The organism is Streptomyces sp. NPDC094143, assembly GCF_040303825.1.
In the GTDB taxonomy this organism is placed as follows: domain Bacteria; phylum Actinomycetota; class Actinomycetes; order Streptomycetales; family Streptomycetaceae; genus Streptomyces.
In genome coordinates, this window is the sequence record NZ_JBEOTZ010000028.1 from 107,549 (window position 1) to 121,282 (window position 13,734).

The 13,734-nt window shown below is 74.2% G+C and carries 12 protein-coding genes and 1 pseudogene; 9 read left to right on the top strand and 4 right to left on the bottom strand.

Annotation, left to right across the window (positions count from 1 at the left end; genetic code table 11):
- Positions 1-954: 954 nt before the first annotated feature.
- The gene (locus ABTZ58_RS29550) at positions 955-2,619 is read right to left on the bottom strand and encodes an FUSC family protein (protein ID WP_351363121.1); all 1,665 of its coding nucleotides are present in this window, start codon (positions 2,617-2,619) and stop codon (positions 955-957) included.
- A 150-nt stretch (positions 2,620-2,769) separates the two neighbouring features.
- Here ABTZ58_RS29550 and ABTZ58_RS29555 point away from each other — a divergent pair, with 150 nt between their 5' ends.
- From ABTZ58_RS29555 to ABTZ58_RS29575, 5 genes and pseudogenes are all read left to right on the top strand, one after another.
- On the top strand, positions 2,770-3,333 hold the full coding sequence (locus ABTZ58_RS29555) for a DUF5134 domain-containing protein (protein WP_351363124.1): 564 nt from the start codon (positions 2,770-2,772) through the stop codon (positions 3,331-3,333).
- A gap of 99 nt (positions 3,334-3,432) precedes the next feature.
- A complete protein-coding gene (locus ABTZ58_RS29560; RefSeq protein WP_351363127.1) occupies positions 3,433-4,368 on the top strand; it encodes a M56 family metallopeptidase in 936 nt (311 codons plus the stop codon).
- Positions 4,369-4,538: 170 nt separating this feature from the next.
- Entirely contained in the window at positions 4,539-5,234 is a 696-nt protein-coding gene (locus ABTZ58_RS29565; RefSeq protein ID WP_351363130.1) for a phosphatase PAP2 family protein, read from the top strand.
- Between the two features lie 9 nt (positions 5,235-5,243).
- Positions 5,244-5,933, top strand: a complete 690-nt coding sequence (locus ABTZ58_RS29570) for an HAD family hydrolase (protein WP_351363133.1) — start codon at positions 5,244-5,246, stop codon at positions 5,931-5,933.
- A 175-nt stretch (positions 5,934-6,108) separates the two neighbouring features.
- Positions 6,109-6,756, top strand: a pseudogene (locus tag ABTZ58_RS29575) (TetR/AcrR family transcriptional regulator); the annotation flags it as partial.
- Between the two features lie 415 nt (positions 6,757-7,171).
- On the opposite strand, the gene ABTZ58_RS29580 reads toward ABTZ58_RS29575, so the two are convergent.
- Positions 7,172-7,630, bottom strand: coding sequence for a DUF6214 family protein (locus ABTZ58_RS29580; RefSeq protein WP_351363136.1), 459 nt, complete (start codon positions 7,628-7,630; stop codon positions 7,172-7,174).
- Between the two features lie 210 nt (positions 7,631-7,840).
- Between ABTZ58_RS29580 and ABTZ58_RS29585 the strand changes: the two genes are divergently transcribed.
- On the top strand, positions 7,841-9,175 hold the full coding sequence (locus ABTZ58_RS29585; RefSeq protein WP_351363139.1) for an FAD-dependent oxidoreductase: 1,335 nt from the start codon (positions 7,841-7,843) through the stop codon (positions 9,173-9,175).
- A gap of 16 nt (positions 9,176-9,191) precedes the next feature.
- Here ABTZ58_RS29585 and ABTZ58_RS29590 read toward each other — a convergent pair whose 3' ends face one another.
- Positions 9,192-9,542 carry an ArsR/SmtB family transcription factor gene (locus tag ABTZ58_RS29590; RefSeq protein WP_351363142.1) on the bottom strand — a complete coding sequence of 117 codons (351 nt, stop codon included), beginning with the start codon at positions 9,540-9,542 and terminating at the stop codon, positions 9,192-9,194.
- Positions 9,543-9,661: 119 nt separating this feature from the next.
- On the opposite strand from ABTZ58_RS29590, the gene ABTZ58_RS29595 reads away from it, so the two are divergent.
- Complete coding sequence (locus tag ABTZ58_RS29595; protein WP_351363145.1) at positions 9,662-10,741, top strand: NADH:flavin oxidoreductase/NADH oxidase; 1,080 nt, start codon at positions 9,662-9,664, stop codon at positions 10,739-10,741.
- A 22-nt stretch (positions 10,742-10,763) separates the two neighbouring features.
- On the opposite strand, the gene ABTZ58_RS29600 is transcribed toward ABTZ58_RS29595, so the two are convergent.
- Positions 10,764-12,032, bottom strand: a complete 1,269-nt coding sequence (locus tag ABTZ58_RS29600) for an extracellular catalytic domain type 1 short-chain-length polyhydroxyalkanoate depolymerase (RefSeq protein ID WP_351363166.1) — start codon at positions 12,030-12,032, stop codon at positions 10,764-10,766.
- Positions 12,033-12,471: 439 nt separating this feature from the next.
- On the opposite strand from ABTZ58_RS29600, the gene ABTZ58_RS40275 reads away from it, so the two are divergent.
- Complete coding sequence (locus ABTZ58_RS40275) at positions 12,472-12,768, top strand: hypothetical protein (protein ID WP_502996144.1); 297 nt, start codon at positions 12,472-12,474, stop codon at positions 12,766-12,768.
- Positions 12,769-12,805: 37 nt separating this feature from the next.
- A complete protein-coding gene (locus tag ABTZ58_RS29610) occupies positions 12,806-13,594 on the top strand; it encodes a pectate lyase (RefSeq protein WP_351363148.1) in 789 nt (262 codons plus the stop codon).
- Positions 13,595-13,734 lie beyond the last annotated feature (140 nt).

Consider the following 13,734-nt stretch of genomic DNA (forward strand, 5'->3'; position numbering starts at 1 on the left):
CCCCGGCCCCGTCAGCCCTGCCACCCGTGGGGCCCGCACCGCTCGCCGCTGCGCCCTTGTCGCCACCACCACCCGCGGGGCCCGCACCGCTGTCCGCCCCGGCCATATCGGCCCCGCCAGCCGCAGGACGTGCACCGCTGTCCACCCCGGCCCCGTCAGCCCTGCCACCCGTGGGGCCCGCACCGCTCGCCGCCCCGGCCCCGTCAGCCCCGCCACCCGTGGGACCCGCACCGCTGCCCGCCCCGGCCATATCGGCCCCGCCAGCCGCAGGACATGCACCGCTGTCCACCCCGGCCCCGTCAGCCCTGCCACCCGTAGGGCCCGCACCGCTCGCCGCTGCGCCCTTGTCGCCACCACCACCCGCGGGGCCCGCACCGCTGTCCGCCCCGGCCATATCGGCCCCGCCAGCCGCAGGACATGCACCGCTGCCCGCCCCGGCCCCGTCAGCCCTGCCACCCGTGGGGCCCGCACCGCTCGCCGCTGCGCCCTTGTCGCCACCACCACCCGCGGGGCCCGCACCGCTGTCCGCCCCGGCCATATCGGCCCCGCCAGCCGCAGGACGTGCACCGCTGTCCACCCCGGCCCCGTCAGCCCTGCCACCCGGGGAGCGTGCACCGGTCGCCGCCCCGGCCCCGTCAGCCCCGCCACGCGTGGGGCCCGCACCGCTTGCCGCCCCGCCCGTGTCGGCCCCGCCACCCGAGAAGCCCGCAGCGCTCGCCGCTCCAGGCGTCGTGTCCGCGCCGCTGTTCCCTTCGGCCGTCGGAGCCCTGCCGAGGTCCGAGGGCGCCTCAAGGGGGCCTTCCCCCGGGTGGGCCTCGGCGGACGCCCGTTCGTCCGTGCCGCCGGTTTCGGGCACGGTGGTCCGTCGGTCCTCCCGTGCCCCCGCCGCTCCCGTCGCCGATCGCGGGCCGGGGCCCTGGCCGGGACCCGTGGGCGATGGTCCTTCCGTCGGCGTCATGGCCGTGCGTCCTCCGTCTCCGTGTCCGGACCGCGGTCCGGGAGCAGCCCCTGGCGTCGTGCCGTAGCGGCGAGCGTACGGTGTCCGGACCGCTCGGCCAGCACGACCCGCTCCTGGGGCAGCGCGCGCTGCCGCCACTCCCCGGCCGCGGCGTCGGCGGTGGCCCGCAGGTCGGCCAGGGCGACGGCGAGTCGCCTGCGGGCGGATTCCAGGGCCGCCGCCCCGGGGTCCGGGCCGGCCAGCAGCCGCGCCGCGTGCTCCCGGGCCCGGTCGGCGGCGGTCAGGGCCCGTTCCACCCGGTCGCCCGCCCGCCGATCGGTGACCGCCAGGGCGGCGACGAAACCGACCAGTGCCCCGACGACGGTGTCCACGACCCGCTCGGTCATGAGCTCGCCGGGCCGCTGCCGCCCGGCGAACTCGGTGATGAGCAGCGCCATGGGCGTGACGCACACGCTGCCGAGCCAGTAGTTGCGGCTGATCAGCGCCTCCGCGGCGAAACCGAACGCCACGCAGCACAGCACGAGGGCCGCCCCGCCCAGGTGGGCCAGCGGCACCACGGCCGCGAAGACGAGCACCCCGACGACGTTGCCCACGACCCGCTGGACGGCCCGGTTCCAGGTCAGGGCGATGTTGGCCTGGTACACCGAGGCGGCCGTTACCAGGGCCCAGTAGGGGCGGCCGATGCCGAGCGCGAGGGAGGCGTACCCGGCGAGCGCGCAGCCCAGCGCGGTGCGCGCCGCGAGCGGGGTGAGCGGACCGAGCCGCGCCCAGTAGGAGCGGGACGACTCCACGCCGAGCAGTTCGTCCGCCGCCGCGGGAGGCAACCCGGCCTGCGGGACCGGCCCGGTGGAGCACAGGGAGCGGGCCCACGCCCGCAGCCGGCCGGCGTCCGCGTCCGCCGGCGCGGCGAGGGCGACCTCGGCCCGCACCACGAGCCGTTCGAGCGCCCGCCGGGTCCGGGACGGCGCGCGGGTCGACAGCAGCGACTGCCAGGCGGCCTGCACGGCGGCGTAGCCCGCGGCGCGGGCCCGCGCGTGCCCCTCCCCCGCCCCGCCCGTTTCGGCGTACGCGGCGGCGGCCCGCAGGGCGCTCGCCGTGGCGCGGCGCTCCGGGCCGTGCGGGCGGACGAGCGCGGGCGCCATGCAGACCAGCCAGGCCCAGACGCCGGTCGCGGCCGCGAGTGCCAGGTGGCCGGGGACCCGGTCGAGAGTCTGCGGCACGAAGAGCGAGGCCGAGCTGACGAACGTCAGGACGACGTTCCCGGGCGGGCCGACCCGGGTCGCGTCGCACAGCACCTTCTGCGCGGCGGCCAGCAGCGCTCCGACGGTGACCAGGGCGACGGCGCTGCCGGTCAGCGAGGCCGCGACGAGGGCGACGGCGAGCCCGCGGAGCATGCCGAGCACCACCCACAGCAGGGCCGCGGCACGGGCCGCGTAGGGCCGGTTGTGGGTGTACAGCGCGCACAGGGACCCGGCCATGGCGTACATCGCGAGGTCCAGCCGGCCGAGCGCGAGCAGGGTGAGGTTGGGCGGGGCGACCGCCGCGACAACGCTCAGCGCGGGCTTGAACCAGATGTCCGCGGGCCGGCCGAGGCGCAGCACCCCGGCCAGCGGGAGGCGCCGGGCCGGCGGGGAGGCGGGGGTGGGGGGCACACTGCTCATGACGGATAAGATTAGCGGGTATTTTACTCGTAAAAGACATCTGCTCACCTGGCGTGCTCCGCCGGATGCTCCCCGTTTGCACCCTTGCGCTCGCGTGCGCGCCGCACCGCCCGGGCATCGAATGACCGACCGTCGAACGGGGAGGTGCGCGTGCACGGACCGGCATCGTCCGGCTGGCTGCTGGTGGCGCTCTGCGCGGTGACCGGCGCCTACTGCCTGGTGCGGATGCGCAGCGGTGGCGGGGAGCGGCGCGGCGCGGGTGGCGAGGCGCTGATGGGCTTCGGGATGGCCGTGATGGCGGTGCCCGCGGCGGTGTTCACTCCGCCGCCGTGGGCCTGGCCCGCCTACGCGGTCGTGTTCGGCGCGGCGGGCGTGCACGCGCTGTGGGCGGCACGCTCCGGCGCCCACCACCTCCACCACCTGGTGGGGGCCGCCGCGATGGTCTACATGTCGCTCGTCATGGCCGGGCCCCCCGCCCACGCCCACGGACGGGACGGTTCGGGGATACCGCTGCTGACCGGGGCGCTGCTGCTCTACTTCGCCGGATACGTGCTGCTGAGCGGTGTCCGGCTGGTACCGGTGAGGGTGCTGGCCGGGGGCGGGACCGGGGACGGGGGCGGTGACGCCTCCGGTTGGGGCGACCGTCCGGAGCTGGCGCGGGCCTGCCGGCTGGCCATGGGGATAGCGATGGTGGCGATGCTGCTGACGCTGTGAACGGCCGGTGGGCGGCACGCCTGCGGAATCCGTTGCCTGCGTCACTTTGCCACCACGAGACGTACCCGTGGGCGGCGCCGCGCTCATAGGCTGGCTCCCATGATGCTCCCCGCGGCGCTGCTGCTGCTCGGCGCCCTGACCGCCGTGGCCGGCCCCCGGCTGCTCGCCCGGGCTGACTGGCCGGACCGGGAGCCGGTCGTGGCGCTGTGGACGTGGCAGTGCGTGGTGGCGGCCGTCCTCGTGTGCTGCGCCCTGTCGATGACGCTCAGCGCGGCGGCGGCCTGGCACGCGGTCGGCGGACACGTCTTCGCGACGGCTCCGAACGGGGTCGTCGAGGCGTACGCGCTCGGCACGGCGGGCCCCTGGGCGGCGACCACCGCGGTCACGCTGGCCTGCGGGGCGCTGTGGAGCGCGGCGATGTTGGTGCGCGAGATCGGCCGGGCCCGCGCCCGGCGCCACCGCCGGCGCGCCGACCTCCTGGTACGGGCGCCCCTGCTGCCGGGCGAGGTGGCCGTGTCCGGCCGGCTCGTGGTCCTGGAGAGCGAACGGCCCGACGCCTGGTGGCTGCCCGGCGCACCGCCCCAACTGGCCGTCACCACGGCCGCGTTGCGCCGCCTGAAGGGCCGGCAGCTGGACGCGGTGCTGGCGCACGAGCAGGGGCACGCGCGGGCCCGTCACGACTGGCTGCTGAACTGCTCCTCCGCCCTCGCGGGCGGATTCCGGCAGGTGCCGGTGTTCGCCGCGTTCCGCGACGAGATGCACCGGCTGGTCGAACTCGCCGCCGACGACACGGCCTCCCGCCGCTTCGGCCGGCTGACGACGGCCCTGGCGCTGGTGGAACTCAACGAGCACCGGGGCGTGTTCGGGCCGTGCCCGACACCGCAGGCCCATGTCCCGGCGCGGGTGCACCGGTTGCTCACTCCCCCGGACCGGCTGACCGCGGCCCGGCGCCTGCGGCTCACGGCGACGGCCGCGCTGGTGCCTGTGGTGCCGGTGCTGGTGGCGTTCGCACCGGGGCTGCGGGCACTGGGGTGACGGGGCTGTCCGCGGGACCGGGGTGACCGGAACTTCCGCCGGGACCAGGGTGACGGGGACTGTCCGCGGGACCGCGGCGGAGGGTCGAACTCCCCCTTCCGGGCCGAAGATCGCCCCCCGTACTGGAGCCGTACTGGATCCGTACCCCCCGGTTCGGCGAGGATCGCATCATGCACTCCCCCACCGTCGCATCCCCGCCCCGTCCGGAGCACCGCGCCACCGCCGGCCTCGCCGGCGTCCTGGCCGCGTGCTCGATCCTGCTGCTGACCCTGGTCGCGGCCAGATGGAGCCCGTTGATCGGCGCGGACGGGGACATCTCCAGGACCACGCACCGCTGGGCGGTCGGCGAACCCGGCCTCACCCAGGCCTGCCGCATCCTGACGGACTGGGTGTGGGACCCCTGGACGATGCGGCTGCTCTGCGCGGTCGTCGTGGTCTGGCTGGTGGTGCGGCTGGCGGCGCGCTGGACGGCGCTGTGGCTGGCGCTGGCCGTCGCCCTGGGCACGCTGGTGCAGCAGGGCCTCAAGGCGGCGGTGGACCGTCCCCGCCCGGTGTGGCCCGACCCCGTGGACACGGCCCACTACTCGGCGTTCCCGTCGGGGCACGCCATGACCGCCACGGTGGTGTGCGGCCTCCTGCTGTGGCTGCTGCACCGGCACGGCGTGAGCCCCGCCGTGTGGCGTACGGCCGTGGCCGTGGCGGTCGTCTCCGTGACCGGCGTCGGGCTGACCCGCGTCTGGCTGGGCGTGCACTGGCCGTCGGACGTGGTGGGCGGCTGGCTGCTGGGCGCGCTGGTGGTGACCCTGGCGGTATGGGTGCACGAGCGCCGGCTGCCGCGCGACCGGGCCGGCGCCGGGGCCTCGTAGGATCCCCGCATGAACGCTGTGCTGTTCGACTTCTCCGGGACCCTCTTCCGCGTCGAGTCCACCGACTCCTGGCTGCGCGGCGTCCTGGAGGCGGCCGGAGTCCGGCTGCCGGAGGCGGAGTTCACCGCGGCGGTCCGGGCCCTGGAGACGGCCGGGGCCCTGCCGGGCGGTTGCCAACCCGCCCGCGTGCCCGAGGAACTCGCCGACGCCTGGAGCCTTCGCGACAGCAGCGCCGCGCTGCACCGGGCCGCCTACACCGGCCTGTCCCGCCAAGTGCCGCTGCCGGACCCGGCCTTGTACGACGCGCTGTACGACCGCCACATGACCCCGGCCGCATGGACCCCGTACCCGGACGCCGTCGAGGTGCTGCGCGCCCTGCGGGAACGGGGCGTCCCCGTCGGGGTGGTCAGCAACATCGGCTGGGATCCGCGCCCGGTGTTCCGGACACACGGGCTGGACCCGTACGTCGACGCCTACGTGCTGTCGTACGAGCACGGGATCCAGAAGCCCGACGCGCGGCTGTTCGCCACCGCCTGTGAGGCGCTCGGCGCCGATCCCCGCCGGACACTCATGGTCGGCGACGACCGCAGGGCGGACGGCGGCGCCACCGCCCTCGGGTGCGCGGTGCACTTCGTGGACCATCTGCCGGTGAGCGCCCGGCCGGACGCGCTGCGGCCTGTGCTGGACCTGGTGAGCTGACGTCATCCGGCTTCGGTAAGTAGCCCGAGGCGACCACGTGACCGTTTACGCGTCCGCCTCGGGCGATCCCCCGCGTCGCCCGAGGCAGACGGCATCACCGGCACCGGCCACCGAGGGCCGGACCGGACACCCTGAGTATAGTTGGCTGGCAGCCAGTCAACGCAGGAGTTTCAGCATGTCCCCGCGCAGCGCCTCGGTCAATGAAGAGTTGCGGAGGCGTTCGAAGGAGCGGCTTCTGCAGGCGGCGGTCGAGCTGGTCGGCGAACACGGGTTCGACGCGACGACGCTCGGTGACATCGCCGACCGTGCGGGGTCGGCCCGCGGCCTGGTCTCGTACTACTTCCCGGGCAAACGCCAGCTCGTGCAGTCCGCCGTACACCGGCTGATGCACCGCACACTGGAGGAGGCGCTGGAGCGCGAGCCGCGCACCGAGGACGGCCGGGAGCGGATGGCCCGGGCCATCGACGCGATCCTGGGCCTGGCCCGGGACCGGCCGGTGCTGATGCGCCAGCACATGGCCGGGCTGCTGCAGGCCGAGGGCTTCCTCCCCTGCCCGGAGCAGCGCCGCCTGGCCGAACTGCTGCGGGACACCGTCGCCCGGCACGGGTCGCGGGACGTCGACAGCGACTACCCGATGCTGCGCGCCCTGCTGATGGGCGCGGTGTACGCGGCTCTGGTGCCTGGGGTGCCGATGCCGGTACCGGTGCTGCGGGCCGAGCTGTTCAAGCGTTACCGGCTGGACTGGGAGATGGGCGTCCCCCCGGAGGCCGGGACGCCGAGCGGACCGGACGACTCGGATCTGTCGCGGTTCTTCGCGACCGGGGCGGGGGTGGACGCCGGGACCCGGGCGGGGGCCGACGACACGGGCGGGAACGCCGCCGGCGGCACCGGCGCGAACGCCACCGGCGCCAAGACCGGGAGCACGGTCGCGCCGGGAGACGGGACCGCGCCCGCCACCGCCGTCACGGGGCAGGAGCCGGAGGCGCGGCCGTAACGACCGGCCGGTGCCGAGCAGCGCTCGACGCACCGGGCACCCAGCCCGCCGCCGTACCGGCACGCCGCGACGAGCACTCCGCACCCGCCCACCGTGCCCCGCGTCCCGCACCCGGCCGGATCCCGTACCCGGACCACGGCACCCCGCACCGCCCTCGCACCCCGCGTACCGCGCCCGGCAACCGGCACCTGGCCCCCCGGCACCCGGCGTAAGCACCAAGCCCCAAGAAGCACCCACCACCCCCTCACCTCCCGCCACGGCGAGGTGTCAGCAAGCCGGCGTCTCGGGCCTGGCCGATCAGCCTCAGTGAGGTGCGGCGGCTGTGACCGGTCGCGGACATCACCGCCAGGACCGGGTCGGCGCCCTCCCGCTGGGCCGCGCGGTACTCCTGCGCCACCCGCTGCCGCCCCTCCGCGCCACGCGGCCAGGCCGGCCGGGCCCGCCGCCCCCGGCCTCCGCAGCCTTCCGGCACCGGTCCGGCACCGCACGCCCCGGTCAGCGCCTCCTCGATCCAGTCGGCGAGCACGACCAGGTCGTCGAGGGAGAGCGCCGGCTGAGCGCGCACCTCCTCCACGCCGACGCGCCCGCCGGCCAGGACGGCCAGCGCGTCGACGCGGGCGCCGTCCGGGAAGGCCACCCGGAACTCGAACCACCGCGTGGCGTCCTCGTTCTCCCGCACTTCCCAAGCGGGCCGGACGGACACCGCACCGTCCACCGGCGAGCGATCAGAAAGATTAAGAAAGGATGCTTCCAGCACATACGGAACGAAACCGCATGATCACATTCCATACAGATCGGACACGCGTCCCGGGTGGAGCACAGCACCCTGTCAGCGGAGCCCGGCCGGTGCGATGCTGGAGACATCAGCGCTCTCCCGGGATCCCTCGGGTTCCCCCCGGTTAGGAGTTCCGCCGTGCTGCGAGTCGCCGTCGTGGGCTCCGGGCCGAGCGGGTGCTACACCGCCCAGAGCCTCGTCCAGCAGGATTCCGAGGTGCGCGTCGACGTCCTGGACCGGCTGCCGTGCCCGTACGGGCTGGTGCGGTACGGCGTGGCACCGGACCACGAGAAGATCAAGTCGCTGCAGAACAACCTGCGCGCGGTCCTGGAACACGACCGCGTCCGGTTCCTCGGCGGGGTCCTGGTCGGCCCCGGCGGTGTGCCGGTCGCACGGCTGCGGGAGCTGTACCACGCGGTGGTGTACTGCGTGGGCGCCGCCACGGACCGCCGTCTGGGCATCCCGGGTGAGGATCTGCCCGGCAGCTGGTCGGCGACAAGGTTCGTGGCCTGGTACAGCGCCCACCCGGACGCCGAGGACGACGGGTTTCTGCGGGACGCCCGGTCGGCCGTGGTGATCGGCGTGGGGAACGTCGCCGTGGACGTCACGCGCATGCTGGCCCGCGGCCCGGCCGAGCTGAGCCCGACCGACGTGCCGCAGGCGGCCCTGGCCACGCTGGCGGCGAGCCGTGTGAGCGAGATCCACATGGTCGGCCGGCGCGGTCCGTCCCAGGCCCGTTTCACCACGAAGGAGCTGCGCGAGCTGGGCGCGCTGCCGGACACCGACGTGGTCGTCGATCCGGCGGAGCTGGCACTGGACCCGGGGTACACGGACCCGTCCGGGCTCCCCGCCCCGCAGCGCCGCAACGTCGAGGTGCTGCGCGCCTGGGCCGGGGCACCACCGACGGGCGCCCCGCGCCGGATCCGCCCGCGCTTCTTCCTCCGCCCGGTCGAACTGCTCGCCGAGCGGGGCCACGTGGGCGCCGTCCGCTTCGAGCGGACGGCCCCGGACGGCAGCGGCGGGGTGACGGGCACGGGCCGCTACGAGGACATCGAGGCGCGGCTCGTCCTGCGCTCGGTGGGCTACCGGGGAGTCCCCCTGGAGGGCCTCCCCTTCGACGCCGCCACCGGCACGGTCCCGAACCTGTCCGGGCGCGTGCTGCGCGAGGGCGTGGTCACTCCCGGCGAGTACGTGGCGGGCTGGATCAAGCGCGGCCCCACCGGGGTCATCGGCACCAACCGTCCCTGCGCGAAGGAGACCGCGACTTCCCTCCTGGCGGACGTCCCAGCCCTCGTCTCGAAGACGGTCCCCGGCGATCCCCTCGCGGCCCTGCGCGCGCGAGGCGCCGACCCGGTGGAGTGGGCGGGCTGGCAGTCGATCGAGCGGGCGGAGGCGGAACTGGGCGCGTCACTGGGACGCGGAGTGGTCAAACTCCCCGACTGGCAGTCCCTGCTGGACGCCGCGCGTTCCTGAGTCGGCCGGAACCGAGTCAGCCGCCCACCCGAACGGCCTGCCGCCCCGCCGCGTCCACAAGCGCGTCCATCAGCCCCGGGAACAGCTCGTCCAGGTCGTCCCGCCGCAGCCCGTTCATCTTGGCCGTGCCGCGGTACACCTGCCGGATCACTCCGCTCTCGCGCAGCACCCGGAAGTGGTGTGTGGTGGTCGACTTGGTGACGGGGAGCTCGAAGTCCGAGCAGGACAACTCACCGCTCGCGGCGGCGAGTTCCCGCACGATCCGCAGCCGCATCGGATCGCTGAGCGCGTGCAGCACGCCTTCCAGGCGAATCTCGTCCCGCAGGGGATGCGGCAGATCACGGCTACTGACGGCGGGCGACGTCACGGCGGGCTCCACTTCCTTCGGGGGTCCCATAGTACGAGAACCCTCGTAGTTTGACATCCACCGTACTACGATGCCTATCGTACGAGTCGACATCGGCCCCGTGACGATTGGAGTCCGCCGTGACCGCGCTCTTCGAGCCCTGCACCCTGCGCGCCGTGACGATCCCGAACCGCGTGTGGATGCCCCCGATGTGCCAGTACTCGGCGGCACCGGAGGGCCCGGTGGCCGGCGCCCCCACGGACTGGCACTTCGCGCACTACGCCGCCCGCGCGACCGGCGGCACGGGCCTGATCATCGTCGAGGCCACCGCCGTGTCCCCGGAGGGCCGCATCTCCCCCTACGACCTGGGCATCTGGAACGACACGCAGGTCGAGGGGTTCCGCCGGATCACCCGCTTCCTCTCGGAACAGGGCACGGTTCCGGCCATCCAGCTCGCTCACGCCGGCCGCAAGGCCTCGACGGACCGCCCCTGGAAGGGCGGCGGGCCGGTCGGTCCGGACGCCCACGGCTGGGGCTCCGTCGCACCGAGCCCGATCGCGTTCGACGACCGGCACCCGGCCCCGGCCGAGCTGAGCGTCGACCAGATCAAGGAGATCGTGGAGCAGTTCGCGGCGGCGGCCCGCCGCGCGCTCGACGCCGGTTTCGAGATCGCCGAGATCCACGGCGCCCACGGCTACCTGATCAACGAGTTCCTCTCCCCGCACTCCAACCACCGCACCGACGCCTACGGCGGCTCGTACGAGAACCGCACCCGGTTCGCGCTCGAAGTCGTCGACGCCGTGCGGGAGGTGTGGCCGGACGACAAGCCGCTGTTCTTCCGCATCTCGGCGACCGACTGGCTCGACGAGGGCGGCTGGACCCCCGACGACACGGTGCGCTTCGCCGCCGGACTTCGGGCCCACGGCGTGGACCTGCTGGACGTCTCCACCGGCGGCAACGCCTCCGGCGTCCGCATCCCGACCGGCCCCGGCTACCAGGTGCCCTTCGCGGCCCTGGTGAAGAAGGAGACCGACCTGGCGGTCGCCGCGGTGGGGCTCATCACCGACGCCGAGCAGGCCGAGAAGATCCTGGCCAACGGTGAGGCGGACGCGGTGCTGCTGGGTCGCGAGCTGCTGCGCAACCCCTCGTGGGCCCGGCACGCGGCGCGTGAACTGGGCGGCGAGGTGCGGGTGCCGGACCAGTACCACCGTTCGGTCTGATCCGGCACCGCCGCGACTGCCGTCAGCCGGCCGCGCACGCCGTTCCGTTGAGCGTGAACGCGGCCGGACCCGCGCTGTTCCCGGTGTGGGCGGCCTGGTAGCCGATGCTCACGCTCGCGCCCGGTGCGATCGTGCCGTTGTACGACGCGTTCGCCGCGGTCACCGCCCCGGAGGACGGCGCGTACGTGGCACCCCAGCCGCCGGTGACGGTCTGCCCGGCGGGCAGCGTGAAGCCGAGCCGCCAGCCGTCGACCGTCGTCGTGCCGGTGTTGGTGAGCGTCACGGAGGCGGTCAGCCCCGTGCTCCAGGCGTTCACCGAGGCCGTCACCCTGCAGGCGCCCGGCTGCGGCTGGGGCGCCGGGCCCGAGGCGTCCAGGCCGAAGAAGGTGAGCACGTGGGACGCCATGCCGTGGGCGTAGAGGTTGTGGCCGACGCCCTGGAGGCTGATGGCCTCGACGGGGGCGCGGTCACCCGTGCCTCCGTAGCGGGTGCGGGTCCAGCCGGACTGGGGGGTGTCCGTGACGGCCGGCGCCTGGCTCACCCCGTGCGCGTTCGTCCACTGCTTGATCTGCTCGCCGAAGTTCGGGTAGCGCAGGACGTCGTCCTCGGTGCCGTGCCAGATCTGCATGCGCGGGCGGGGTCCCCCGTAGCCGGGGTACGCGCCCCGGACCAGGTCGCCCCACTCCTTCGGGGTGCGGGTGAGCGTGCCGCCCGAGCAGGCGCTGTTCCACTCGGAGCCGTCGGTGGTGGCGAAGCAGCCGAACGGCACCCCCGAGAAGGCGGCACCCGCGGCGAACACGTCCGGGTAGTCGCCGAGCAGGACGTTGGTCATCATCGCGCCGGAGGAGATGCCCGTGGCGAACACCCGGCTCCGGTCGGCGTCGTAGGTGCGCAGGACCCAGTCGACCATCGACTTGATGCCGACGGGGTCGCTGCCTCCGTCGCGGCGCAGGGCCTGCGGCGAGGAGACGTCGAAGCACTTGCTGCTGCGGGTGACCGACGGGTAGAGCACGATGAATCCGTACCGGTCGGCCAGCGTGTCGTACTCGGTGCCGTGGTACATGTCCGGACCCGAGCCGGTGCACCAGTGCACGGCGACCACGACCGCCGGGCTGGGCCGCACGCTCTCCGGCACGTAGAGGTACATGCGCAGGTTGCTGGGGTTGGCGCCGAAGTCCGTGACCTCGGTGAGGGCGGCGGCGGGCACGGCCCTCTCGCGGGCGGCGGCCGCGGGTGCCGTGAGCGTGGCGGCGAGCAGCGGCAGCAGCGCGGCGACGAGCGTGAGGAGCAGCGACCGCAGGGGTCTTTTCGCCGTGGTGTGGCGGGTGGCTGGCACGTCCGGGTCCCTTCGGTGATGAGGCGCGGCTCGCAGGACGTCGTACGGCGGTTCGTCGGAACCGGTCGCATGGTGGCATGAACATGGCCGCCATGGAAGCGCTCCCACGCCTTCACCCCCGTGACCAGGACCGGCCGGATGTGTTCTGCGCGAGGCGTTGACTAGAAAGCGCTTACCCCCTACGTTCCGTTCAGCAGTGTGACCCAGCAGCGCCACCTCGCCGCCACGCGAAGGCGCCCGGAGACCCCTGCCCATCCGGGGAAGCACACGACCTGAGCGGGAAGGGGCCTCGGGAATGGGTCATGCGCAGCGCGCGCGGTGAACGGCACGGCGAACGATATTCACGTACGTGACTTACCGGCACCATGAGGCACCACGAAGGGACGCACCCCACATGCGTACTCGCCCCCCACCCGGACGCACATTCGGAGCCACCCCCGCGTCCGCCGCCGCGTCCGCCCCGGCGACCTTGGCGGTCCCGGCCGTTCCCCAGCCGGCCGGGACCGCCGAGAACGCGCCGGCCGGGTTCGGCGCGGGCGGATACGCCGGCCGCGGCAGCGATCTCGGTGGAGCCGCGACCGGGATCTCGCAAACCGGCACCTTCGCCGGCCCGCCCTACGGCCACTCGGCCGAGTCCGCCTCGTCCGTCACCGCCTCGGTGACGGGGGGCGCGGGCGCCGGGAAGCTCTGACACCCCCACCTCTCCGACGGACAGAAGGAATCGGGACATGACTTCTGCGACACGACCGCGCGCCCGCGGGCGCGCACTGACCGGCGCACTGGCCACCCTCGGCCTGTCGGTTGGCATGATCATGACCACCAATGCGCCCACAGCGAGCGCCGCCACCTGGCCGACGCCGAACGGCAGCCAGGGGACCTCCTCCACCATCTCGGTGTCCGGCACCAAGGACTACGGGATGAAGCGGTACTACGGCACCGGCGACCTGGCCGGTGACGGCCAGGAGGAGGGCCAGGACCCGATCTTCCGGCTCTCGGACGGCGCGGTGCTGAAGAACGTCATCCTCGGCGCCCCGGCGGCCGACGGCATCCACTGCGAGGGCAGCTGCACGCTGCAGAACGTCTGGTGGGAGGACGTCGGCGAGGACGCCGCCACCTTCCGCGGCGGCACCGGCGCCACGTACCACGTGATCGGCGGCGGCGCGAAGAAGGCGGCGGACAAGGTCTTCCAGCACAACGGTGGCGGCACGCTCAACATCTCCGACTTCGCGGTGCAGGAGTTCAAGACGCTCTACCGCTCCTGCGGCGACTGCTCCACGCAGTACACGCGGAAGGTCAACCTCAACACCATCGACGTGACCGGCACGGGCAGCACCGCGCGGCTCGTGGGCATCAACGTCAACCGCAACGACGTGGCGACGCTGCGCGGCATCACCATCCGCAACGACGCGAGCCGCAAGGTCGTCCCCTGCCAGAAGTACAACAACAACACCGCCGTCGGGACGGGTCCCGACAGCACCAACTGCCTGTACTCCACCTCGGACATCACCTACAGGTAGTCCCGAGCGTCCCCCCACGGTGAAGGCGGCCGTGCGCAGCGTCCCGGGTGACTAAAGGAAATCATGACAAGTTTCTCGTGCTGCTGGGGGGGGGTGTCAGTTTCCAATCCGGATCAACGAGTAGGCGTCGGTTACCACGG

Coding starts and splice junctions, on each gene's coding strand:
- ABTZ58_RS29550 (WP_351363121.1), bottom strand. CDS start 2,619: ATGAGCAGTGTGCCCCCCACCCCCGCCTCCCCGCCGGCCCGGCGCCTC.
- ABTZ58_RS29560 (WP_351363127.1), top strand. CDS start 3,433: ATGATGCTCCCCGCGGCGCTGCTGCTGCTCGGCGCCCTGACCGCCGTG.
- ABTZ58_RS29565 (WP_351363130.1), top strand. CDS start 4,539: ATGCACTCCCCCACCGTCGCATCCCCGCCCCGTCCGGAGCACCGCGCC.
- ABTZ58_RS29570 (WP_351363133.1), top strand. CDS start 5,244: ATGAACGCTGTGCTGTTCGACTTCTCCGGGACCCTCTTCCGCGTCGAG.
- ABTZ58_RS40275 (WP_502996144.1), top strand. CDS start 12,472: ATGCGTACTCGCCCCCCACCCGGACGCACATTCGGAGCCACCCCCGCG.
- ABTZ58_RS29610 (WP_351363148.1), top strand. CDS start 12,806: ATGACTTCTGCGACACGACCGCGCGCCCGCGGGCGCGCACTGACCGGC.